Source organism: Streptacidiphilus albus JL83 (assembly GCF_000744705.1).
Taxonomy (GTDB): Bacteria; Actinomycetota; Actinomycetes; order Streptomycetales; family Streptomycetaceae; genus Streptacidiphilus; species Streptacidiphilus albus.
In genome coordinates this window covers 2,084,107-2,106,005 of sequence record NZ_JQML01000001.1, presented here as the reverse complement: position 1 = coordinate 2,106,005, position 21,899 = coordinate 2,084,107, and the positions used below count along the sequence as shown (strand labels likewise).

General features: G+C 73.2%; 17 protein-coding genes. 13 read left to right on the top strand and 4 right to left on the bottom strand.

What is annotated here, in order from left to right:
• Positions 1-9 precede the first annotated feature (9 nt).
• The 4 genes from BS75_RS09100 to BS75_RS09085 form a co-directional block, all read right to left on the bottom strand.
• Positions 10-2,427 carry a transglutaminase family protein gene (locus tag BS75_RS09100; RefSeq protein WP_052069293.1) on the bottom strand — a complete coding sequence of 806 codons (2,418 nt, stop codon included), beginning with the start codon at positions 2,425-2,427 and terminating at the stop codon, positions 10-12.
• The gene (locus BS75_RS09095; protein ID WP_034087849.1) at positions 2,424-3,842 is read right to left on the bottom strand and encodes a DUF58 domain-containing protein; all 1,419 of its coding nucleotides are present in this window, start codon (positions 3,840-3,842) and stop codon (positions 2,424-2,426) included. Before BS75_RS09095 ends, BS75_RS09100 begins: the two co-directional genes overlap by 4 nt.
• Before the next feature lies 1 nt (position 3,843).
• On the bottom strand, positions 3,844-4,854 hold the full coding sequence (locus BS75_RS09090) for an AAA family ATPase (RefSeq protein WP_042439291.1): 1,011 nt from the start codon (positions 4,852-4,854) through the stop codon (positions 3,844-3,846).
• 185 nt (positions 4,855-5,039) lie between these two features.
• Positions 5,040-5,612 carry a beta-class carbonic anhydrase gene (locus tag BS75_RS09085; RefSeq protein ID WP_042439289.1) on the bottom strand — a complete coding sequence of 191 codons (573 nt, stop codon included), beginning with the start codon at positions 5,610-5,612 and terminating at the stop codon, positions 5,040-5,042.
• Between the two features lie 581 nt (positions 5,613-6,193).
• Between BS75_RS09085 and rsmH the strand changes: the two genes are divergently transcribed.
• The 13 genes from rsmH (at position 6,194) to BS75_RS46275 (ending at position 21,851) form a co-directional block, all read left to right on the top strand.
• On the top strand, positions 6,194-7,171 hold the full coding sequence (rsmH, locus tag BS75_RS09080; protein ID WP_034087848.1) for a 16S rRNA (cytosine(1402)-N(4))-methyltransferase RsmH: 978 nt from the start codon (positions 6,194-6,196) through the stop codon (positions 7,169-7,171).
• Positions 7,172-7,199: 28 nt separating this feature from the next.
• Complete coding sequence (locus BS75_RS09075; RefSeq protein ID WP_052069292.1) at positions 7,200-7,613, top strand: FtsB/FtsL family cell division protein; 414 nt, start codon at positions 7,200-7,202, stop codon at positions 7,611-7,613.
• Positions 7,613-9,646: a peptidoglycan D,D-transpeptidase FtsI family protein gene (locus BS75_RS09070; protein ID WP_034087847.1), complete on the top strand. Its 2,034-nt coding sequence runs from the start codon at positions 7,613-7,615 to the stop codon at positions 9,644-9,646. Before BS75_RS09075 ends, BS75_RS09070 begins: the two co-directional genes overlap by 1 nt.
• A 69-nt stretch (positions 9,647-9,715) precedes the next feature.
• A complete protein-coding gene (locus BS75_RS09065) occupies positions 9,716-11,428 on the top strand; it encodes a UDP-N-acetylmuramoyl-L-alanyl-D-glutamate--2,6-diaminopimelate ligase (RefSeq protein ID WP_081982202.1) in 1,713 nt (570 codons plus the stop codon).
• Positions 11,429-11,435: 7 nt separating this feature from the next.
• A complete protein-coding gene (locus tag BS75_RS09060) occupies positions 11,436-12,854 on the top strand; it encodes a UDP-N-acetylmuramoyl-tripeptide--D-alanyl-D-alanine ligase (protein ID WP_034087846.1) in 1,419 nt (472 codons plus the stop codon).
• Positions 12,855-12,901: 47 nt separating this feature from the next.
• A complete protein-coding gene (gene mraY, locus BS75_RS09055; protein WP_034092688.1) occupies positions 12,902-13,963 on the top strand; it encodes a phospho-N-acetylmuramoyl-pentapeptide-transferase in 1,062 nt (353 codons plus the stop codon).
• Positions 13,960-15,420, top strand: coding sequence for a UDP-N-acetylmuramoyl-L-alanine--D-glutamate ligase (murD, locus tag BS75_RS09050; RefSeq protein ID WP_034087845.1), 1,461 nt, complete (start codon positions 13,960-13,962; stop codon positions 15,418-15,420). Before mraY ends, murD begins: the two co-directional genes overlap by 4 nt.
• Before the next feature lie 42 nt (positions 15,421-15,462).
• Positions 15,463-16,872 carry a putative lipid II flippase FtsW gene (ftsW, locus tag BS75_RS09045; protein ID WP_081982201.1) on the top strand — a complete coding sequence of 470 codons (1,410 nt, stop codon included), beginning with the start codon at positions 15,463-15,465 and terminating at the stop codon, positions 16,870-16,872.
• A 6-nt stretch (positions 16,873-16,878) separates the two neighbouring features.
• On the top strand, positions 16,879-17,973 hold the full coding sequence (gene murG / locus BS75_RS09040; RefSeq protein ID WP_034087844.1) for an undecaprenyldiphospho-muramoylpentapeptide beta-N-acetylglucosaminyltransferase: 1,095 nt from the start codon (positions 16,879-16,881) through the stop codon (positions 17,971-17,973).
• Positions 17,966-18,739 carry a cell division protein FtsQ/DivIB gene (locus BS75_RS09035; RefSeq protein ID WP_042437651.1) on the top strand — a complete coding sequence of 258 codons (774 nt, stop codon included), beginning with the start codon at positions 17,966-17,968 and terminating at the stop codon, positions 18,737-18,739. The genes murG and BS75_RS09035 overlap by 8 nt, the downstream gene beginning before the upstream one ends.
• Positions 18,740-19,011: 272 nt before the next feature.
• Complete coding sequence (ftsZ, locus tag BS75_RS09030) at positions 19,012-20,307, top strand: cell division protein FtsZ (RefSeq protein WP_034087843.1); 1,296 nt, start codon at positions 19,012-19,014, stop codon at positions 20,305-20,307.
• A gap of 48 nt (positions 20,308-20,355) precedes the next feature.
• Positions 20,356-21,090 carry a peptidoglycan editing factor PgeF gene (gene pgeF, locus BS75_RS09025; protein ID WP_034087842.1) on the top strand — a complete coding sequence of 245 codons (735 nt, stop codon included), beginning with the start codon at positions 20,356-20,358 and terminating at the stop codon, positions 21,088-21,090.
• Positions 21,087-21,851: a YggS family pyridoxal phosphate-dependent enzyme gene (locus BS75_RS46275; RefSeq protein WP_081982199.1), complete on the top strand. Its 765-nt coding sequence runs from the start codon at positions 21,087-21,089 to the stop codon at positions 21,849-21,851. The genes pgeF and BS75_RS46275 overlap by 4 nt, the downstream gene beginning before the upstream one ends.
• Positions 21,852-21,899: the final 48 nt, after the last annotated feature.

Genomic DNA, 21,899 nt, shown 5'->3' with positions numbered 1-21,899 from the left:
TCCGGACCGCTACTGCCCCGCGGTTCCGTCCCCGCGCCGGCGGAACCGCCCGGCCGCGGACCGGGTCCGGCGCGCCGCCGTCTCCAGCGGCGTGCCGACCACCTTCCGGTAGGCGCGGCCGACGGCCGCCCGCAGCTGCTCGTGCAGCCGCCGCCGGGACGCCGGGAGCAGCACCGCCCGGGCCCTGGCCCCCCGGCCCACCGACTCCCGCAGCCCCGAGCGGACGGACAGGACGTCCTCCCGCAGCGTCGCCGAGGCGGCCGGGAACGGCGCGTAGAGCACCTGTTCGGTGGCCAGCGCCAGCCGTCCGGCGGCGGCCCGCCGGTCGGTGTCGAGGCCCCCGAGCTCGTTGATCCGGGCCACGGTCCGGCGCGGCGTCTCCGCCTCGTCCGGGGTGATCCCCAGGTCCCAGGCCGAGTCCAGCAGTTCCCGCCAGGCGTCGAGCACCTGCTGCTCGCTCAGCTCGGGGCTCCGCGGCCGCATCCGGCGGCGGCGCAGCCGCAGCCGCCACACCATCGGAACCAGCAGCAACAGCACCAGCAGGACCAGTGCCGCCGCCACGATCGCCGGCAGCAGCGGGTCGCTCAGCTGCGAGCTCTGCGCGGCGGAGGCGGCGGCCTGGGCCTTCGCGGGGGTGCAGCCGCCCTGGCGCTGCTCGATCCGGGGGCAGGCCGGTGCGCCGGTGGGCTTCGGCGCCGCCCCTGCGGTCGAGCCGCCGCTGGCGCCGGGGGTGGGGGCGGCGGTGCTGGAGGCGGAGTTGAGCGAGTAGCCGGGGGCGACGCCGATGCCCGGGGTGGGCTCGAAGCGGAGCCAGCCGATCCCGGAGAAGTAGAGCTCGGGCCAGGCGTGGGCGTTCTTGGTGCCGACCACCCAGCTGCCGTCGCTCTGCTGGCTGCCCGGGGTGAAGCCGATGACCACCCGGGCCGGGATGCCCAGGGTGCGGGCCATGGCCGCCATGGTGGCCGCGAACTGGACGCAGAACCCCTGCTTGTTGACCAGGAACTCGGCGATGGCGTTGGTGCCGGTGTCGCCGGAGATCTGGGTGTTGTAGCTGAACCCGCCGCCGGTGGTGAACCAGTCCTGCAGGGCCACGGCCTTGGCGTAGGCGCTGGTGGCGCCCTGGGTCACCTGCAGCGCGTCGGCCTTGACGCTGGCCGGCATGTGGGCCGGCAGCGCGGTGTAGGTCTTCAGGAACGCGGCCGGCGGGGCCGGCGCGTCCTGCAGCTGGGCGGCGGTCGGATTGAGGATCAGGCTGGTCACGGTGTAGGAGCGGCCCCCGGCGTTGGTGCCGGAGTCGGCGCCGATCAGGGTCCGGCCCTCGGCCTCGTAGTCCCAGTCGCCGTTCACGGTGACGTCCGTCGCGGGGTACGGCATCGGCAGCCACTGCTGGTTGTAGCCGGCCTGGGTGGTGATGTCGGTCCGCATGTCGGCCTGCTGGACGGCGGGGGTCAGCCCCTGCGGCGCGGGCAGCTGGTTCGGCAGCGGCTCCACCTTCTGGGTGCCGGTGGTCCAGGCGACCCCGTTGAACTCGTTCAGGTCGACGATCCGCAGGTACTGGTACGCGACCGAGGTCGAGTTGGTGGTGTAGGTGAGCACGGTGCGGTTGCTCGACTGGTCCAGCGTCTGCGCCAGTGAGGCCAGCGGGTTGACCGAGGTGATGATGGAGTTGCCGAGCCCGTCGCCGGAGCCGCCGAGGTGCCCGACCAGCCCGGAGCCGAACGAGGGCAGCCCCAGCGGCAGCAGCAGCCCGACCACCACGCCGATGGCGCCGATCCGGTAGCCGATGGCCCGGAGCGGGTTGCCGCCGGAGACCCCGGCGAGGGTGGCCGGGGTGCCGTGGAAGACCCGGCCCCAGCGGGCGAGCCGGTCCCGGCCCTCCACCATCAGCAGCGCCAGGTAGCCGAGGCTGGACAGCAGGAACCAGATCCAGAGCGGGCCCTTGTCGTGCAGTCCGGTGCCGACCGAGTAGAGCGCGAGCAGCGGCAGCCCGGTCAGCGCCACCCGCTGGTAGGTCGCCGCGAGGGCGTCCACGACCAGGCCGATCAGCACGACCGCGCCGACCAGGATGAGCCTCAGGCCGGGCAGCGCGGGGGCCGGTGCGGCGTACTGGTTCATCGAGTTGAAGCCGCTGTTGAGCAGGTCGGAGAACTCGGTCCAGGCGGCGGGTCCGGGCAGGCAGCCGAGCAGCGCCTGGGAGCTCGCGAACATCGCCGTCAGCAGCAGCACCACGGTCAGCAGCTGGACCAGCGGCACCAGCGTGCGGGGGGCGGATATCCGGCGGAGGAGCGTGCCCACGCCGCAGACCACCAGCAGCAGCGCCAGCGCCTGGAACAGCCAGCCGGACGGGATGACCAGCGGCCAGAGGCAGAGTGCGGTCAGGAAGGTCGCTGTGGCCGCGCACAGGGCGATCCGGAGGCGGCCGTTCATGGCTTGTCCTTAGTCGTGGCGCGGTTGGTGGCGCCGCCGGCGGCACCAGCGGTGCCGGTGGCGGTGAAGGAGCTCAGGCCCGCGGAGGCGAGCCGGTCGGCCCGCTGCCACAGGGCGGGGAAGGTGTCGCCGGAGGAGGCCAGCAGGACGATCCAGCCGGCCTCGCGGAGCAGCTGGGACTGCCGTTCGGCGCGGTCGACCGGCACGGCGCCGTTCCCGGCCCGGCCGCCGTTCCCGCCGCCGTTCGGGCCGGCGGAGGTGCCCATCCCGCGCAGCAGCGACCAGCTGTCGGTGTCGAGCAGCACCGCGACCGCGGCGGCGGTGCGCCGGCGCAGCCGCGCCAGCTCGGCCAGCTGGGCGTCGTCCAGCGCCCCGAGCAGCGCCACCACCAGGCCCTCGCCACCCATCCTGAGCACCTGCTCGGCGGGGGCCAGGCCGGCGCCGGTGGAGGTCTGCACCATGGCGAGGGTGTCCAGCAGCACGCCGGCGGCCTCGGCCGAGGCGCCGCCGAGGCCGCCGGTGCCGAGCCCGGTGACCGCGTCGCCGGTGTCGGTCAGCAGCCGCACGGTGTAGCCGCGTTCGAGCAGGTGCAGGCCGAGCGAGGCACAGGCGCTGACGGCCCATTCGAAGGAGGAGGCGGGGCCGCTGCCCCGGTGTCCGGCGGCGCGGGTGTCCAGCAGCACGGTGGCCCGGCTGCGCAGCGGGGCCTCCTCGCGGCGGACCATCAGCTCGCCGTACTTGGCGGTGGAGCGCCAGTGCACCCGGCGCAGGTCGTCCCCGTGCCGGTACTCGCGCGGCACCGCGTCGTCCTCGCCGGCCAGCGCCACCGCCCGGGAGTGGCTGTCGCCGTAGCCGGTCCACTCGCCGCTCAGCCGGATCGCCGGCAGCGGCTGGACCTGCGGGATGACGGTGAGGGTGTCGGCGGCGGTGAAGGAGCGGGTCAGCTCGCAGAGCCCGAAGGGGTCGCCGAGCCGCAGCTGGAGCGGGCCCAGCGGATAGCGTCCGCGCAGGTCGGAGCGGACCCGGTAGGAGACCTCGCGGTGGCCGTGCGGCTCGACCCGGTCCAGCACGAAGCGGGGGCGCGGGCCGAGCACGTAGGGGACCTTGTCCTCCAGCATCAGCAGGCCGGTGGGGATCCGCGAGATGTTGTCGACCCGCAGGTGGACCCGGGCCTCCTGGCCGGCCGGGGTGCGGGTCGGGGTGAGCCGCCGCCCGCTGGCGACCCGGTAGCGGGTGCGCAGCAGCAGTCCGGCGCTGGCCAGCGGCAGCACGGTGAGCAGCAGCCCGATCCGCAGCAGGGCGGGCTGGCCGAGCAGCACCGAGCAGAGGATCGCGGTGAGCCCGGCGGCGAGGAAGGACCGGCCGCGGGTGGTCAGTCCGTGCAGGGCGGTCCGCCAGTTGGAGGTGCCCGCCACCTCAGCGGCCCAGGCGCGGGATGGGCAGCTGCAGCACCAGGTCGCGAACGACCTGTTCGGTGGTGCGCCGGCCCAGCTGGGTCTCGGCGGTCGGCAGCAGCCGGTGCGCGAGCACCGGCGCGGCCAGGCCCTGGAGGTCGTCCGGGATGACGTACTCGCGGCCGTCCAGCGCGGCGGCGGCGCGGGCGGCCCGGAGCAGGTGCAGGGTGGCCCGGGGCGAGGCGCCGAGCCGCAGCTCGGGCGAGGTCCGGGTGGAGCCGACGATGGCGACGGCGTAGCGGCGCAGCTCCTCGGCGACGTGGACCTGGCGGACCACCTCGATCAGCTTCTTCACGTCGTCGGCGTGCGCGACCGGGCTGAGGTCGTCCAGCGGGGAGACCCCGCCGTGGACGTCGAGCATCTGCAGCTCGGCCTCGGGGCTGGGGTAGCCGACCGAGATCCGCACCATGAAGCGGTCCCGCTGGGCCTCCGGCAGCGGGTAGGTGCCCTCCATCTCCACCGGGTTCTGGGTGGCGACGACCATGAACGGGGACGGCAGCGGGTAGCTGACGCCGTCCACGGTGACCTGGCCCTCCTCCATGGACTCCAGCAGCGCGGACTGGGTCTTCGGCGAGGCCCGGTTGATCTCGTCGCCGACGACGATCTGGGCGAAGATCGCGCCGGGCTTGAACTCGAAGTCCCGACGGTTCTGGTCGAAGACGCTGGTGCCGGTGATGTCCGAGGGCAGCAGGTCGGGGGTGAACTGGATCCGGCGCACCGTGCAGTCCACCGAGCGGGCGAGTGCCTTGGCCAGCATGGTCTTGCCGACCCCGGGCACGTCCTCGATCAGCAGGTGGCCCTCGGCGAGCAGCACCGTGAGCGCGAGTCTGACGACCTCGGGCTTGCCCTCCAGGACGCTCTCGATGGAGGAGCGGATCCGCTCCACCACCGCCCCCAGCTCGGCCAGTCCCGGCTTCGCCAGTCCCGCCGCTCGGGGCTGGTCAAGGCTGGCCTGCTCGTTGAACGTCGTCACCCGGATACTCCTCGGCCCGATTGCTGGCCCCCGCCTTGTCCCCGGCGCGGGCCCTCCCGTGACCGCATTGTTCCCTGTGGGAGCCGCTCCCGTCACTCGACCGGGCTATCCGATCGTGTTCGTACGGTCGGTGTGCGGCTTTTGCCGGGGTATCGGGCGGTCCACCAGGCCCTTTGTCGGGCCGGTTACGGCGCGATCTCGCGCAGCAGTCCGGTGGTGACGTCGAAGACGAAGCCGCGGATGTCCTCGTGGTGCAGCAGGAAGGGCGAGGTCCTGACCCGGGCCATGGACTGCCGGACGTCCTGCTCCAGGTCGGTGAAGGACTCCAGCGCCCAGGTGGGGCGGATGCCGACCTCGGCCTCCAGCTCCTGCCGGAAGTCCTCGGTGAGGCCGAGCAGGCCGCAGCCGGTGTGGTGGATCAGGGCTATCGACCGGGTGCCGAGGGCGCGCTGGCTGACGGTCAGCGAGCGGATGGTGTCGTCGGTGACGACGCCGCCGGCGTTGCGGATGACATGGCAGTCGCCGAGGGCGAGGCCGAGTGCGGCGTGGACGTCGAGCCGGGCGTCCATGCAGGCCACCACGGCGACCCGCTGGACCGGACGGGCGCCCATGCCGCCGTCGCGGTACCCGGCGGCGTAGGACCGGTTGCGGGCGACGAAGCTGTCGATGATCGAGACGGTGTCGGCGTCGGTGGAACTGCTGTCGGTGGCCGGGGCACGGGTGGCCTGGATGCGGGACAGGTCAGGGTTCACGGTCATACCTGTGACCGTAGTGGGAACCGGTGCCCGCGGTGGGTTCCGCAGGAGGCACAGCAGGGCGCTGTGACGCACCCCATAGGCGCGGGCCGTCCGGCCGCGACCGGCCGCCGGGGCGGGCGGGCCCTGCTCCGTTCGCGTGGACTTCGGTCCGGGCGGGCGTGGCGGACGGCGCGCCGAGCTGCGGCGCGCGCCCTTCCAGCTCCGGTCGATCCGATCTGACCTGCGGTTTCTCCTCGGCTCCCGAGGGGGCGTGCGCCGTCGCATCCAGTTGACCCGGTGGAGCCGTGGAGTAAAGTGACGCGACATCGGGCGAGAGCGGTCCTGCGCCCGGAGGGGCTGTCGGCCATCCGCCCCGCCGGGAGCGCGTCCCGGACCGCACGACCCCCGAGACTCCACCCCCGAGACTCCATCCCTGAGACACCCGCAGCGGACCCCCGCTCCCGGACCCGGCCCACACGTACCGGCCCGGCCTCCACCCGCTCCTCGCCCGCTGACGCCCCTTCCCCGGTGCCAGAGGGCCCCTTCCCCAAGGCGAGCGGGCGGGGACCAGGCGGTGCGTGCGCCCTACGAGAGGCACTTCGATGAGCACCGGCCCCCAGGCCCCCCAGGCCAAGCATGTGCCGGTGATGCTCCAGCGCTGCCTCGACGTGCTGGCCCCGGCCCTCCGGGGACGCCCCGGCGCGGTCGTCGTGGACGCCACCCTGGGCCTCGGCGGCCACAGCGAGGCGCTGCTGCGCACCTTCCCCGAGGCCCGGCTGGTGGCGGTGGACCGCGACCCGGAGGCGCTCCGGCTGGCCCGGGAGCGGCTGGCGCCGTTCGGGGAGCGCGCGACCCTGGTGCACGCCGTCTACGACGAGATCCCGCAGGTGCTGGCGGAGCTCGGGATCCCGGAGATCCAGGGCGCGCTGTTCGACCTCGGCGTCTCCTCGATGCAGCTGGACGAGGCCGACCGGGGCTTCGCCTACGCCCAGGACGCCCCGCTCGACATGCGGATGGACCAGTCCACCGGGATCAGCGCCGCCGAGGTGCTGAACACCTACTCGCACGGCGACCTGGCCCGGGTGCTCAAGGTCTACGGCGAGGAGCGCTTCGCCGGGAAGATCGCCTCGGTGATCCTGCGGGAGCGCGAGAAGGAACCGTTCACCAACAGCGCCCGGCTGGTCGACCTGGTGCGCAACGCGATCCCCGCGGCCACCCGCCGGACCGGCGGCAACCCCGCCAAGCGCACCTTCCAGGCGCTGCGGATCGAGGTCAACGGCGAGCTGTCGGTGCTCGAACGGGCCGTCCCCGGGGCGCTGGACGCGCTCGCGGTCGGCGGCCGGATCGCCGTGCTGGCCTACCACTCGCTGGAGGACCGGCTGGTCAAGCAGTTCCTCGCGGCCGGCGCGGCGACCACCGCGCCGCCCGGACTGCCGATCGTCCCGGAGGAGCACCAGCCCCGGTTCAAGCTGCTGACCCGGGGCGCGGAGCTGCCGACCGATGAAGAGATTGCGGAGAACCGTCGCGCCACCCCGGCTCGGCTGCGCGCAGCAGAGAGAATCAGGTTGTCGGTGAAGTAGTCCGCAGGACGGGCAGGAGGGGACAGCGGTGGCGGTGGGAAGACTGGCGGGGACGACGGCCCCGGTCGGACCGCGCCGCGGCGCCGGGCGGCCGGACGCGCGGCGCACCGCGCGGCGCGGCTCCGCGCGGACGGGCGGGCGCGGCCCCTTCGCCTTCATGGTGGTGCTGATGCTGGCGGGCGGACTGATCGCGCTGCTGATGCTGAACACGGCGCTGAACCAGGGCTCCTTCCAGCTGTCCCAACTCCAGCAGCGGACCACGAAGCTGACGGACGAGCAGCAGGGGATGCAGCAGCAGATCGCCGGCTGGTCCGACCCGGACGCGCTGGCCGCCCGCGCCCACCAGCTGGGCATGGTCCCGGGCGGCGTGCCGGCCTTCATCGAGGACGACGGCACGGTGCTGGGCAGCCCGGCCCCGCTGGTCGGCGGGGGCGGCAACTGATGGGCACTCCGCGCTCCCCGCAGCCGCCGCGCGCCCCGCGCCCGGGCCGCCCCCGCGCCCCGCGCCAGGTGCCGCAGCCGGCCCGCCGTGCGGTCGAGCCGCGCCGCCGTCCCGCCGCCGCCCGGTCCGGGCGGGGTCCGCAGCGGCCCGCCGGCTCCGGACCGCTGCAGCTGGCCAGCCCCCAGCGGCGGCTGCGTCTGGTCACCGTGGCGCTCGGCGCGGCCTTCGCGCTCTTCGTGGGCCGACTGGTCCAGCTCCAGCTGGTCGACTCGACGGCGCTGGCCGCCGAGGCCAATGTGAACCTCTACCAGACGGTCACCCTGCCCGCCCAGCGCGGCACCATCACCGACGCCGACGGGGTGGTCCTGGCCACCACCGTGGACGCCTACGACATCACCGCCGACCCGTACATGTTCACCCCGGGGCAGGCGCACATCCCGGACGGCCCGGCCCGGGCCGCCGACCTGCTGTCGCCGATACTGGGCGTGGACGTGCCGACGCTGACCCGGCGGCTCACCTACACCGGCCCCGGCGACCGCTACGCCCTGCTGGCCAAGCAGCAGTCGCCGCAGACCTGGAACCAGGTCACGGCGCTGGAGAACACCCTGGTGGCGCAGGCCTGGAGCGGCCACTGCCTGACCGAGAACAACCTGGCGCTGAAGGCCGGGGACGCCGGCCGGGTCGACGAGGACTGCGCCAACGTGCTGAACGGGGTCTTCCGGCAGAAGGACACCAAGCGGGTCTACCCGGACGGCTCGCTGGCCGCCAACGTGATCGGCTTCGTCAACGCCGACGGGGCGGGCTCGGGCGGGCTGGAGGAGCAGTACAACGCCCTGCTGAGCGGCAGGAACGGGAAGACCACCTATGCCCAGTCCGGCGGCCAGGAGGTGCCCACGGCCGGCGGCAGCGAGACCGCCCCGGTCCCGGGGTCGAGCATCCGGCTGACGCTGAACCGGGACATCCAGTACGAGGCCCAGCAGGCGATCACCGCCGAGGTGCGGGCGGCCGGGGCGCAGCAGGGCTACGTGATCGTCCAGGACGTCACCGACGGGAAGATCCTGGCGATGGCGACCGCGCCCGGGTTCGACCCCAACGACCTGGCCCGGGCCGACCCCGCCGACCTGGGCAACACCGCGCTCCAGGACGCCTACGAGCCGGGCAGCGTGAGCAAGCTGATGACCATGTCGGCGGTGCTCCAGCAGAATGTGGCGACGCCGCTGACCAAGGTCACCGTGCCGGGGACACTGCCCCGGGGCGGGACCCTGTTCCACGACGACGTGGCGCACGGCACCGAGCACCTGACCCTGAACGGGGTGCTGGCGCAGTCGTCCAACATCGGCACCATCCTGGCCGCCGAGCAGCTCGGCCCGACCCAGCAGCAGGCGAACCGGGTGCTCTACGGCTACCTGACCAAGTTCGGCATCGGGCAGCCCTCGGGCCTCGACTTCCCGGGCGAGACGCCGGGCATCCTGGCGCCGCCGGACCAGTGGTCGGCCTCGCAGCAGTACACCATCCCGTTCGGGCAGGGGCTCTCGGTGAACGCGCTGCAGACCACCTCGGTCTACTCCACCATCGCCAACGGCGGGGTCCGGGTGGCCCCCTCGCTGGTCGCCGGGGTGACCGGGCCGAACGGCGTGTTCGTGCCGGCCCCGGCGCCGGCCGAGACCCGGGTGGTCGGCGCGCAGACCGCGAAGACGGTGGCGGAGATGCTGCAGTCGGTGGTGGCGAGCCAGGAGGGGACCGGCATCATGGCGCAGATCCCCGGCTACCTGGTGGCCGGCAAGACCGGCACGGCCAACCGCGTGGACCCGACGACCGGCCGCTACAGCGGCTACACCTCCTCGTTCATCGGCTTCGCACCGGCCGACCGGCCGCGGATCACCGTCTCCTGCGTGGTCCAGAACCCGGTGAACGGGCACTTCGGCGGCGAGCTGTGCGGCCCGGTCTTCAAGCAGGTGATGGAGTTCGCCCTGAAGAGCCTGCAGGTGCCGCCGACCGGTGCGGCGGCGGCGAACCTCCCGGTCAACTGGTGAGTCCTATCAGGAGAGACCCACGGTCGGTCGGTATCAGCTGCACAGACACTACGAAGCGGAGTTGACGATATGACCTCCGTCACATCGCAGGGCGACGAATCCTCCGGGACCGGCCCGAGGCCCCCCTGGCTTGGCCCCGGGCCCGTCGATACGGGTAACCTCACGGCCGTGCCCTCACGTGATCCAGAGCCCCTCGACGAAGCGGTGGCGGAGGAGATCCACTCCAGTGCCCCGCCGCGCCCCGCGCGGACCCGCCCCACCCCGCTCGCCGAGCTCGCCGCCCTGCTGGGGCTCCCCGCCGCCGCCGAAGCGGTACTGGTCACCGGGATCACCCACGACTCCCGTGCGGTCCGTCCGGGCGACCTCTACGCCGCCCTGCCGGGCGCGCACGCGCACGGCGCGGACTACGCGGCCCAGGCCGCCGGGAACGGCGCGGTCGCGCTGCTGACGGACGCCGACGGCGCCGCTCGGGCGGCCGGCTGCGGACTGCCGCTGCTGGTGGTCGACGCGCCCCGGACGGTCATGGGCGACCTGGCCGCCGCGCTGTACGGCCGGCCCGCCGACGGCCTGCTCACCGTCGGGATCACCGGCACCAACGGCAAGACCACCACGGCCTACCTGGTCGAGGGCGGGCTGCGCGGCTCCGGCCGGTCCACCGGGCTGATCGGGACGGTCGAGCTCCGGATCGGCTACGAGCGGATCAAGAGCGAGCGGACCACGCCCGAGGCCACCGACCTGCACGCGGTGCTCGCGGTGATGCGCGAGCGCGCGGTCGACGCCCTGGTGATGGAGGTCTCCAGCCACGCCCTGGTCTTCGGCCGGGTCGACGGCGTGGTCTACGACGTCGCGGTGTTCAACAACCTGACGCCGGAGCACCTGGACTTCCACCCGGACATGGAGGACTACTACCGGGCCAAGGCCGGGCTGTTCACGCCCCGGCGGGCCCGGCGGGGAGTGGTCAACCTGGACGACCCCTACGGCCGCCGGCTGGCCGCCGAGGCGACGATCCCGGTGGTCACCTACTCGGCCAAGGGCGATCCGGACGCCGACTGGCGGGCCGTGGACCTCCAGCTGGGCCCCGCCGGATCGGTCTTCCGGGTGGCGGGCCCTGACGGTGCGTCGGTCGACGCCTCGGTCGCCCTGCCCGGTCCCTTCAACGTCGCCAACGCGCTGGCCGCGATCGTCGCGCTGGCCGTCGCCGGACTGCCGCTCGCCGAGGCGGCGGCCGGTGTGGCCGCGGTGGCCGGGGTGCCCGGACGGATGGAGCGGGTGGACGCCGGACAGCCCTACGTCGCCGTCGTCGACTACGCCCACAAGCCGGACGCGCTGGAGGCCGCACTGGACTCGCTGCGCGAGGTCACCAAGGGCCGGCTGCACGTGGTGGTCGGCTGCGGCGGCGACCGCGACCCCTTCAAACGCGGCCCGATGGGCGGCATCGCCGCCCGCCGCGCCGACACCGCCATCCTGACCAGCGACAACCCCCGCACCGAGGATCCGCTGGCGATCCTCGTCGCCATGCTCGGCGGCGCGGTGGAGGTTCCCGAGGCCGAGCGCGGGGCGGTCCTGGTGGAGCCCGACCGGGCCCGTGCCATCGCCGCCGCGGTAGCCCTGGCCCGTCCCGGCGACTGCGTGCTGGTCGCCGGCAAGGGCCACGAACTGGGCCAGTACGTCCATGACGAGATCCGACCCTTCGACGACCGCGCGGTGCTGCGCGAGGCGATCCTGAGGTCGAGCCCGACCATTGACGCCGTGCGTACCCGGCACGGCGACGCCAAGGAGTAGAGCCAACGTGATCCCGCTCACCCTCGCCGAGGTGGCCCAGGCCACCGGCGGGACCCTGTTTGACACGCCCGACCCGCAGGCGCCGGTCACCGGTCCGGTCGTGCACGACTCCCGCGAGGTCGAGCCCGGCGCGCTGTTCGCGGCCGTCGTCGGCGAGCGCGTGGACGGTCACGACTACGCGGTCGGCGCGGTGGAGCGCGGTGCGGTCGCGGTGCTCGCCTCGCGGCGGATCGGCGTTCCGGCCGTGGTCGTCGACGACGTGGTGGAGGCGCTCGGCCGGCTCGCCCACGCGGTCGCCGAGAAGGCGGCCGGAACCACCGTGGTGGCGCTCACCGGCTCGGCCGGCAAGACCGGCACCAAGGACCTGATCGCCCAGCTGCTGCAGCAGGCCGGCCCGACGGTCTACACCCTGGGCAACGCCAACAACGAGATCGGCGCCCCGGTCACCGCGCTGCGGCTGACCGCCGACACCCGGTTCCTGGTGCTGGAGATGGGCGCCAGGCACAAGGGCGACATCGCCGCGCTGTCGGCGATCGTGCCGCCGCGGATCGGCCTGGTGCTGAACGTCGGCTCGGCGCACGTCGGGGAGTTCGGCAGCCGGGAGGCCATCGCCGAGGCCAAGGGCGAGCTGGTGGAGGGCCTGGACCCGACCGGGGTCGCGGTGCTCAACGCCGACGACCCGCTGGTGCGGGCGATGGCGGCGCGGACCAGGGCGCGGGTGGTCTTCTTCGGCGAGTCCCCGGACGCCCAGGTGCGGGCGGTCGACGTCCGCCTGGACGGCACGGGACGCCCGGCCTTCACCCTGGTCACACCTGCCGGTTCCGCTCCGGTGGCCATGCGGCTCTACGGTGAGCACCATGTGTCGAACGCACTGGCCGCCGCCGCGGTGGCGCTGGAGTGCGGTCTCGGCGTCGCGGAGGTGGCCGCCGGGCTCGGCGGGGCGGGCAGCCTCTCGCGCTGGCGGATGGAACTGACGGAGCGTGCGGACGGTGTCACCGTCGTCAACGACGCCTACAACGCCAATCCCGAGTCGATGCGGGCCGCCCTGCGGGCGCTCGCGGCGATCGGCGGCAGAGGGCCCGAGGCACGCCGAACCTGGGCGGTGCTGGGGGAGATGCGGGAACTCGGCGAGGACTCCCTCGCCGAGCACGACGCGGTGGGCCGGCTGGCGGTACGGCTGAACATCACCACGCTGGTGGCGGTGGGCGGCCGGGATGCGGCCTGCATGGAGCTGGGCGCGAGGAACGAAGGTTCGTGGGGTGAGGAGTCGGTGCTGGTGTCCGATGTGGGTGCGGCGATCGGATTGCTGCGGGAGCGGGTCAGGCCGGGGGACGTGGTGCTGGTGAAGGCGTCGCGCTCGGTCGGGCTCGAACGGGTGGCCGAGGCGCTGCTGTCCGATGACGCGGTGGACGGAGCGTCCTCGTGACCGACCGTCTCGCCATGGTCGAGCTGGCCTCCTCCAGCAGCTCGCCGATGCGGCAGATCCTCTTCGCCGCCGCGATCGCCCTGGTGCTGTCGCTCGTCGGCACCCCGATACTGATCCGGATTCTGGCCAGGCACGGGTACGGCCAGATGATCCGGGACGACGGGCCCAAGGCCCACCACAGCAAGCGCGGCACCCCCACCATGGGCGGGATCGCCTTCATCCTGGCGACCCTGGTCGCCTACGGCCTGACCAAGCTGATGGTCGGCTCGGTGCCCTCGGCCTCCGCGCTGCTGGTGCTGTTCCTGATGACCGGCATGGGCCTGGTCGGCTTCCTGGACGACTACATCAAGATCGTCAAGCAGCGCTCGCTCGGCCTCCGGGCCAAGGCGAAGATGGCCGGCCAGCTGATCGTCGGCATCGTCTTCGCGGTCGGCTCGCTGAACTTCGCCGACAGCAGCGGCACCACCCCGGCCTCGACCAAGCTCTCCTTCGTCCGCGACATCGGCTGGTCGCTCGGCCCGGTGCTGTTCGCGCTGTGGGCGATCTTCATGATCCTGGCCATGTCCAACGGCGTGAACCTGACGGACGGTCTGGACGGCCTGGCCACCGGCGCCTCGGTGATGGTCTTCGGCGCCTATGTCTTCATCGGCATCTGGGAGTACGGCCAGACCTGCAGCTCCGCGGCGACCGCCGGACCCAACTGCTACCAGGTGAGCAACCCGCTGGACCTGGCGGTGGTCGCCGCCGCGCTGATGGGCGCCTGCTTCGGCTTCCTCTGGTGGAACACCTCGCCCGCCAAGATCTTCATGGGCGACACCGGCTCGCTGGCCCTCGGCGGCGCCCTCGCCGGGCTCGCCATCTGCTCGCACACCGAGATGCTGCTGGCCATCCTCGGCGGCCTGTTCGTGCTGATCACGCTGTCGGTGATCATCCAGGTCGGCTCCTTCCGGATGACCGGCAAGCGGGTCTTCAAGATGGCCCCGCTGCAGCACCACTTCGAACTCAAGGGCTGGTCCGAGGTGCTGATCGTGGTCCGGTTCTGGATCATCCAGGGGCTCTGCGTGGCGGTCGGTCTCGGCCTGTTCTACGCGGGCTGGGTGAGCGCATGACCGCGGTCGCGGACACCCCCACCCCGGACTGGAAGGACCTCCCGGTCACCGTGGCGGGCCTGGGCATCTCCGGGGTGCCGGCCGCCCGGGTGCTGCACGGGCTCGGCGCCCGGGTCACCGTGGTCGAGGGCGGCACCGGCCCCCGGCAGCAGGCGCAGGCCGCCGAGCTGCGCGGACTGGGCGTCAGCGTCCGGCTGGGCGACGGCGAGAGCCTGCCCGAGGGCACCCGACTGGTCGTCACCACGCCCGGCTGGCCGCCGCACAGCTCGCTGTTCGCCGCCGCCGAGGCGGCCGGCGTCCAGGTCTGGGGTGATGTCGAGCTCGCCTGGCGGCTGCGCGCCCCGCTGGTCTCGACCGGCGAGCCCGCTCCCTGGCTGGCCGTCACCGGCACCAACGGCAAGACCACCACCGTCCAGATGCTCGCCTCGATCCTCGAAGCCGCCGGCCGGCGCAGCGCCGCCGTCGGCAACGTCGGGGTCTCGGTGCTGGACGCGGTCCTCGCCGAGGAGCCCTACGAGGTGCTGGCCGTGGAACTGTCCAGCTACCAGCTGCACTGGGCGCCCTCGCTGCGCCCGCACTCGGCCGTGGTGCTCAACATCGCGGCCGACCACCTGGACTGGCACGGCTCGATGGACGCCTACGCCGCCGACAAGGGCCGGATCTACGAGGGCAACCGGGTCGCCTGCGTCTACAACACCGCCGACCCGGCCACCGAGGAGCTGGTCCGCGCCGCCGACGTGGAGGAGGGCTGCCGGGCGGTCGGCTTCACCCTCGGCGCGCCCACCGTCTCGCAGCTCGGCGTGGTCGACGGGCTGCTGGTCGACCGCGCCTTCATCGACGACCGGCACCGGGCGGCGGCCGAACTGGCCGCCGTCGGCGACGTCCAGCCGTCCGCTCCGCACAACATCGCCGACGCGCTGGCCGCCGCCGCGCTCGCCCGGGCGTACGGGGTGGAGCCGCGCGCCGTCCGTGACGGGCTGCGCGCCTTCCGTCCCGACGCCCACCGGATCGCCCGGGTCACCGAGGTCGACGGGGTCGTCTACATCGACGACTCCAAGGCCACCAACCCGCACGCCGCCGCCGCCTCGCTGGCCGCCTACCAGTCGGTGGTCTGGATCGCCGGCGGGCTCGCCAAGGGCGCCGACCTGGACGCCCTGGTGGCCGGCGCCGCCTCCCGGCTGCGCGGCGCGGTGCTGCTCGGCGCGGACCGGGCGCTGATCCGGGCGGCGCTGGCGCGACACGCCCCCGAGGTCCCGGTCATCGAGCTGCCCGACGGCCAGACTGGTGCTCCGGCGATGGACGCGGCCGTCCGGGCCGCCGCCGGACTCGCCCGGCCGGGCGACACCGTGCTGCTGGCCCCGGCCTGCGCCTCGATGGACATGTTCACCAACTACGGTGAGCGCGGCGACCTCTTCGCCGCCGCCGCACTGGCGCTGGCGGAACGGGGCCCGGCCTAGCGCCGGCGGGCAGCGCGTTCGAACCAGGGGAGAGGGGTAGCCGTGCCAGCACCCGGCGACGGCCACGGCCGCCCCGCGGCCCGGACGCCGAGCCGCCCGGCGGCCCGGCCGCGGAGCCGTTCGGCGGTCCCGCCGCAGGCCGCCGAGGCGCACGTGGCGGTCTTCCGCTCGTACGGCGTGTTCGGCCGCCCCTCCTCGGCCTGGCGGCGCTTCCAGCGGGGCCTGGAGCGCCCGCTGACGCCCTACTACCTGCTGCTCGGCTCCTCGGCGATGATCCTGGTCCTCGGTCTGGTGATGGTGTTCTCCGCCTCCCAGATCGAGGCCAGGAGCGACGGCCTGCCCTTCGCCTACTTCTTCGAGAAGCAGCTCACCTCGGTGCTGATCGGCAGCGGGCTGATGTTCGTCGCCGTCAGGATGCCGGTGCGGCTGCACCGGGCGCTGGCCTACCCGCTGCTGATCGCGGTGATCGGACTGCTGCTGCTGGTCGCCGTCCCCGGCGTCGGCACCTCGGTCAACGGCAACCGCAACTGGATCAGGCTCGGCGGCCCGGTGCAGATCCAGCCCTCCGAGTTCGCCAAGCTCGCGCTGGTGCTCTGGGGAGCCGACCTGTTGGCCCGGAAGCAGCAGTTGAAGATGCTGGACCAGTGGAAGCACCTGCTGGTGCCGCTGGTCCCGATGGGCGTGCTGCTGCTCACCCTGGTCCTGGTCGGCGGCGACATGGGCACCGCCATGATCATCTGTGCGCTGCTGTTCGGTCAGCTCTGGCTCTCCGGCGCCCCGATGCGGCTCTTCGCCGGGGCCGCCGCCATCGCCCTGGCGTTCAGCGCCGTGCTGATCGTGCTGGTGCCGCACCGGCTCGGCCGGCTCGACTGCATCGGCGCCACCCACATGCCCGCCGACGGGTCCTGTTGGCAGGCTGTTCACGGGGTGTACGCCCTGGCCACCGGCGGTCTGTTCGGCACCGGCCTCGGCGCCAGCGTCGAGAAATGGGGCCAACTCCCGGAGCCGCACACCGACTTCATCTTCGCCGTGACCGGCGAGGAACTGGGTCTGGCGGGGACGCTGTCGGTGCTCGCCCTCTTCGCGGCACTAGGGTATGCGGGTATCCGCGTGGCCGGACGCACGAAGGACCCCTTCACCAGGTACGCAGCGGGAGGCGCCACCACCTGGATCATGGCTCAGGCCGTGATCAACATTGGTGCGGTGCTCGGACTCCTTCCCATCGCGGGAGTCCCGCTCCCGATGTTCTCCTACGGGGGTTCGGCGCTGCTGCCGACCATGTTCGCGGTGGGGATGCTGCTCTGCTTCGCACGCAGCGAACCCTCCGCCAAGGCGGCCCTGGCCGCCCGGAGCAGGCTGGCCAAACGGAACAGCCCGGCCCGAGGCATCCTCGGGCTGCCCCAACGGACCATCGCGCGGCTCGGGAAGGCCCGGAAGCGCAGGGAGCGGTGAATTTCGGTGCATGTCGTACTCGCCGGCGGAGGGACCGCCGGCCACATCGAGCCCGCGCTCGCCCTTGCGGACGCGCTGCGCAGGAGCGACCCCTCGGTCGGCATCACAGCGCTCGGCACGGAGAGCGGACTGGAGACCAGACTGGTCCCGGAACGCGGCTACGAACTCGCACTGATCCCCAAGGTGGCCCTGCCGCGCAAGGCCACCCCCGAGCTGATCACCCTCCCCGGGCGGTTGCGCGGGACGGTCAAGGCCGTCCAGGACGTGCTGGAGCGGACCAGGGCCGACGCGGTGGTCGGCTTCGGCGGCTACGTCGCCATGTCGGCCTACTTCGCGGCCAAGCGCTCCGGCGTGCCGATCGTGGTCCACGAGGCCAACGCCCGCCCCGGGGTGGCCAATAAGATCGGCTCCCGCTACACCGACTTCGTCGCCGTCTCCACCCCGGACAGCAAGCTCAGGGACGCCCAGTACATCGGCATCCCGCTGCGCCGCACCATCGCCACCCTGGACCGGAACGCGGCCCGGCCGGAGGCCCGGGCCTACTTCGGCCTGGACCAGCGGCTGCCCACGCTGCTGGTCTCCGGCGGTTCCCAGGGCGCCCGCCGGCTCAACGAGACCATCCAGGCGGTCGCCCCCCGGCTCCAGCAGTACGGCGTGCAGATCCTGCACGCGGTCGGCCCGAAGAACGAGATCCCGCGGATCGACGACATCCCGGGGATGCCGCCCTACCGCGCGGTCCCGTACCTGGACCGGATGGACCTGGCCTACGCCGCCGCCGACATGATGCTCTGCCGGGCCGGCGCGATGACCGTGGCCGAGCTGGCCGCCGTCGGGCTGCCCGGCGCCTTCGTGCCGCTGCCGATCGGCAACGGCGAGCAGCGGCTCAACGCCCAGCCCGTGGTCCGGGCCGGGGGCGGGCTGCTGGTCGACGACGCCGAACTGTCGGTCGACTGGGTGCTGGGCCAGCTGCTGCCGGTGCTGACCGACCCTCAGCGGCTCTGGGACATGAGCCGGGCCGCCGCCGAGTTCGGCCGCCGTGACGCCGACGACCTGCTGGTCGACATGGTGTACCGGGCGATCGCCAAGCACCGCCGTGCCTGAGGCCCTCGCGCCGGAGGCGACCGCGGCGGCGGACGGGGCAGCGCCCCCGTCCGCCCCGCGGCTGCGGCTGTCCCGGCGCGGTGTCGGGGTCCTCGCCGGACTGCTCGCCGCACTCGTCTCCACCGCCTGCTGGCTGGTGTTCTTCTCCTCGGTGCTGAACGTCAGGACGGTCCTGGTCAGCGGGGTCAGGGTGCTGACGCCGGCGCAGGTGCTGGCCGCCGCCCGGGTGCCGCTGGGCGGTCCGCTGGAGCGGCTCGACACCGGGGCGGTCCGGGCCCGGGTGCTCCGGGCGCTGCCCCGGGTGGCGCGGGTGCAGGTGAGCACCGAGTGGCCGCACACGGTCCGGCTGCGGATCACCGAGCGGGTCGCGGTCGCCGCGGTCAGGACCGCGAACGGCTACGAGCAGGTCGACGCGGGCGGGGTGGGCTTCGCCACCGGTCCCGGCATCCCGGCCGGTGTGCCGGTGGTCGAACTGGCGCTCTCCCCGGTCGGCCGGAGCTCCCTGCCGGAGTTCTCCGAGGCCGAGCTGGTGGACTCGGCGGTGCAGATCGCGAAGGCGCTCCCGCCCGCGGTCGCCCGCGGGACGATTGCGGTCGTGGTGCATTCGTACGACGATATGGAATTGCAACTCGCCGGTGGCGCAACGGTGCTGTGGGGGAGTCCGGAAAGGGACGCGCGCAAGGCGGTGGTGCTCGCGGCACTGCTGAAGCAGGGCGGTACGACCTACGACGTCACCGCGCCCGACGACCCAGCAGTGCGCGGTTGACGCACGCTTGACGGATCGCCGGTCCAGCCACGAATCTGATAGACCACCCCGGTGGACACCCCGGACGATTGATCACATAGGCTCACAAGAAAAATCGAGACGCTCGGCGTGTCCGTTGAATGGACCCGCCTTGAGACCTAGTGTCCTGTGACAGACGGAAAGAGTGACACAGCATTAACCCTAAACCTCAGGGTCAGGGTTCGGGTCCGGACCTCGTCTCCACGAGTTCCCGTCCCTTCGGCACCGTACATCCGAGGCGAGAGGCCTTCGACGTGGCAGCACCCCAGAACTACCTCGCAGTCATCAAAGTCGTCGGCATCGGCGGCGGTGGCGTGAACGCCATCAACCGGATGATCGAGGTCGGGCTCAAGGGCGTCGAGTTCATCGCGATCAACACCGATGCGCAGGCCCTCCTGATGAGCGACGCCGACGTCAAGCTCGACGTCGGCCGTGAACTCACCCGCGGCCTCGGCGCGGGAGCCAACCCCGATGTCGGCGCCAAGGCGGCCGAGGACCACCGCGAGGAGATCGAGGAGGTCCTCAAGGGGGCCGACATGGTCTTCGTCACCGCCGGCGAGGGCGGCGGCACCGGCACCGGCGGCGCGCCCGTCGTCGCCAACATCGCCCGCTCGCTCGGCGCGCTCACCATCGGCGTGGTCACCCGGCCGTTCACCTTCGAGGGCCGCCGCCGCGCCAACCAGGCCGAGGACGGCATCGCGCAACTCCGCGAGGAGGTCGACACCCTCATCGTGATCCCGAACGACCGGCTGCTGTCGATCTCCGACCGCCAGGTCTCGGTGCTGGACGCGTTCCGCTCCGCCGACCAGGTGCTGCTCTCCGGCGTCCAGGGCATCACCGACCTGATCACCACCCCGGGCCTGATCAACCTCGACTTCGCCGACGTCAAGTCGGTCATGTCGGACGCCGGTTCGGCGCTGATGGGGATCGGCTCGGCCCGGGGCGAGGACCGCGCCAAGGCCGCCGCCATCATGGCGATCTCCTCGCCGCTGCTGGAGGCCTCCATCGACGGCGCGCGCGGCGTGCTGCTCTCCATCTCCGGCGGCTCCGACCTCGGCCTGTTCGAGATCAACGAGTCGGCCCAGCTGGTCGCCGAGGCGGCGCACCCCGAGGCCAACATCATCTTCGGTGCGGTGATCGACGACGCCCTCGGCGACGAGGTCCGGGTCACCGTCATCGCGGCCGGCTTCGACGGCGGGCAGCCGCCCACCATCGTCCGTGAGCCGGTGGTTCGCTCCGGTCAGAACCAGTCCGCGCAGCAGGAACGTCCCAGCGAGTTCAACCGCTCCGAGCCGGGGCGCACCGATCCCCACCGCACGGACACGCACCGCTCGGACTTCAACCGCGCGGACTTCAGCCGCTCCGAGTTCAACCGCTCGGGTTCCACCGCCGCCGGGCGCAGCATGCACACCATCGGCAGCGTCCCCCGTGCCGAGGACCCGGCCCCGCGCCACCCGGAACCGCCGGCCGCGCCGCACGTCCCGCAGACCCGGCCGCCCTACGTGGACACCCCGGCCGAGGAACTGGACGTTCCGGACTTCCTCAAGTAGCGCTCCCGGCCGCCGGTCCTGCGGGCCGCAGCCACTAGGCTGACCAGCATGATCGGCCACCGGATCTCCCTCGACAGTGCTCACTTCGCCTTCACCGACCGGTGGGGCGGGGTGAGCACTTCGCCGTTCCAGGAGCTCAACCTGGGCGGGGCGGTGGGCGACGACCCCGCCGCCGTCCGCGCCAACCGCCGCCTCGCCGCCGCCGACCTCGGGCTGGACCCGGCCGACGTGGTCTGGATGAACCAGGTCCACGGCCGGGAGACGGCGGTGGTGGCGGAGCGTCAGCCCGAGGGGACCGCCCCGACCGTGGACGCCCTGGTCACCGCCGGGCGCGGGCTGGCGCTGGCGGTGCTCACCGCCGACTGCGTCCCGGTGCTGCTCGCCGACCCGGAGGCCGGCGTCGTCGGCGCCGCCCACGCCGGGCGCCCCGGGCTCGCGGCCGGCGTCGTCCCGGCGGTCGTGGCCGCCATGGTCGAACAGGGTGCGCGCCCGGAGCGGACCACGGCGGTGATCGGCCCCTCGGTCTGCGGCCGCTGCTACGAGGTACCGGCCGCGCTGCGCGCGGAGGTGGCCGCGCTGGAGCCGGCCACGGCGGGCGAGACCTCCTGGGGGACGCCCGCACTCGACCTGCCGGCCGGGGTCCGGGCCCAACTCGGCTCGCTCGGCGTGACCGTGCACCCGCAGCCGCACACCTGCACCCTGGAATCCGCCGATCACTTCTCCTACCGACGCGAGCAGCGGACCGGCCGCCTCGCGAGCTACGTCTGGCTGGACCCGCGATGACCCACGTGAACGATCAATCTGCTGCCCGGGCGCGCCTGGCACAGCTGCGCGCCAACCTCACCTCGGTGGAGCAGCGCGTCGCCGACGCGTGCGCCGCCGCCGGGCGCGCACGCGACAGCGTCACCCTGGTGGTGGTCACCAAGACCTATCCGGCCTCGGACACCCGGCTGCTGGCCGGTCTCGGAGTGGCCGACGTCGCCGAGAACCGCGACCAGGACGCCGCCCCGAAAGCCGAGGAATGTCGTGATCTCGACCTCCGCTGGCATTTTGTCGGCCAATTGCAGACAAATAAGGTCCGTTCCGTCCTCCGTTATGCCGACCTCGTTCATTCGGTCGACCGGATCCGACTCGTGGAAGCCCTCTCCGAGGGGGTGCTGAAAGCGGGTCGTCCGGAATTGGGCTGCCTCGTCCAGGTCGACCTCGGCGCCGATTCGGCAGCAGCCGAATCCGGCCACGCACCCGGTCGCGGCGGCGCCCTTCCGGAGCAGGTCCCGATGCTGGCGGAGGCGCTGGCTGCCGCGCCCGGCTTGCGACTTGACGGTGTGATGGCTGTCGCGCCGCTGCACGGGCGCTTCGCGGGCGATCCGCGCGCGGCCTTCGACCGGCTCGCGGAAATCGCATCCCGTGTACGGGAGGCGCATCCTGCTGCCACGATGGTCTCCGCAGGGATGAGCGGGGACCTGGAACAGGCCATCGCAGCCGGGGCGACACATGTGCGCGTCGGTACGGCGGTACTGGGTGCGCGGCCACCCCTCGGGTAACGTCACCGGGTAGAAGATCAGATCGCAGAACAAATCAGGACAAGAAGG

Bases quoted from the DNA above. Each gene is read 5' to 3' on its own strand.
- pgeF (WP_034087842.1), top strand. From the start codon at position 20,356: ATGATCGGCCACCGGATCTCCCTCGACAGTGCTCACTTCGCCTTCACC.
- BS75_RS09070 (WP_034087847.1), top strand. From the start codon at position 7,613: ATGGGCACTCCGCGCTCCCCGCAGCCGCCGCGCGCCCCGCGCCCGGGC.
- murD (WP_034087845.1), top strand. From the start codon at position 13,960: ATGACCGCGGTCGCGGACACCCCCACCCCGGACTGGAAGGACCTCCCG.
- BS75_RS46275 (WP_081982199.1), top strand. From the start codon at position 21,087: ATGACCCACGTGAACGATCAATCTGCTGCCCGGGCGCGCCTGGCACAG.
- mraY (WP_034092688.1), top strand. From the start codon at position 12,902: ATGCGGCAGATCCTCTTCGCCGCCGCGATCGCCCTGGTGCTGTCGCTC.
- rsmH (WP_034087848.1), top strand. From the start codon at position 6,194: ATGAGCACCGGCCCCCAGGCCCCCCAGGCCAAGCATGTGCCGGTGATG.
- BS75_RS09085 (WP_042439289.1), bottom strand. From the start codon at position 5,612: ATGACCGTGAACCCTGACCTGTCCCGCATCCAGGCCACCCGTGCCCCG.
- BS75_RS09065 (WP_081982202.1), top strand. From the start codon at position 9,716: ATGACCTCCGTCACATCGCAGGGCGACGAATCCTCCGGGACCGGCCCG.
- BS75_RS09100 (WP_052069293.1), bottom strand. From the start codon at position 2,427: ATGAACGGCCGCCTCCGGATCGCCCTGTGCGCGGCCACAGCGACCTTC.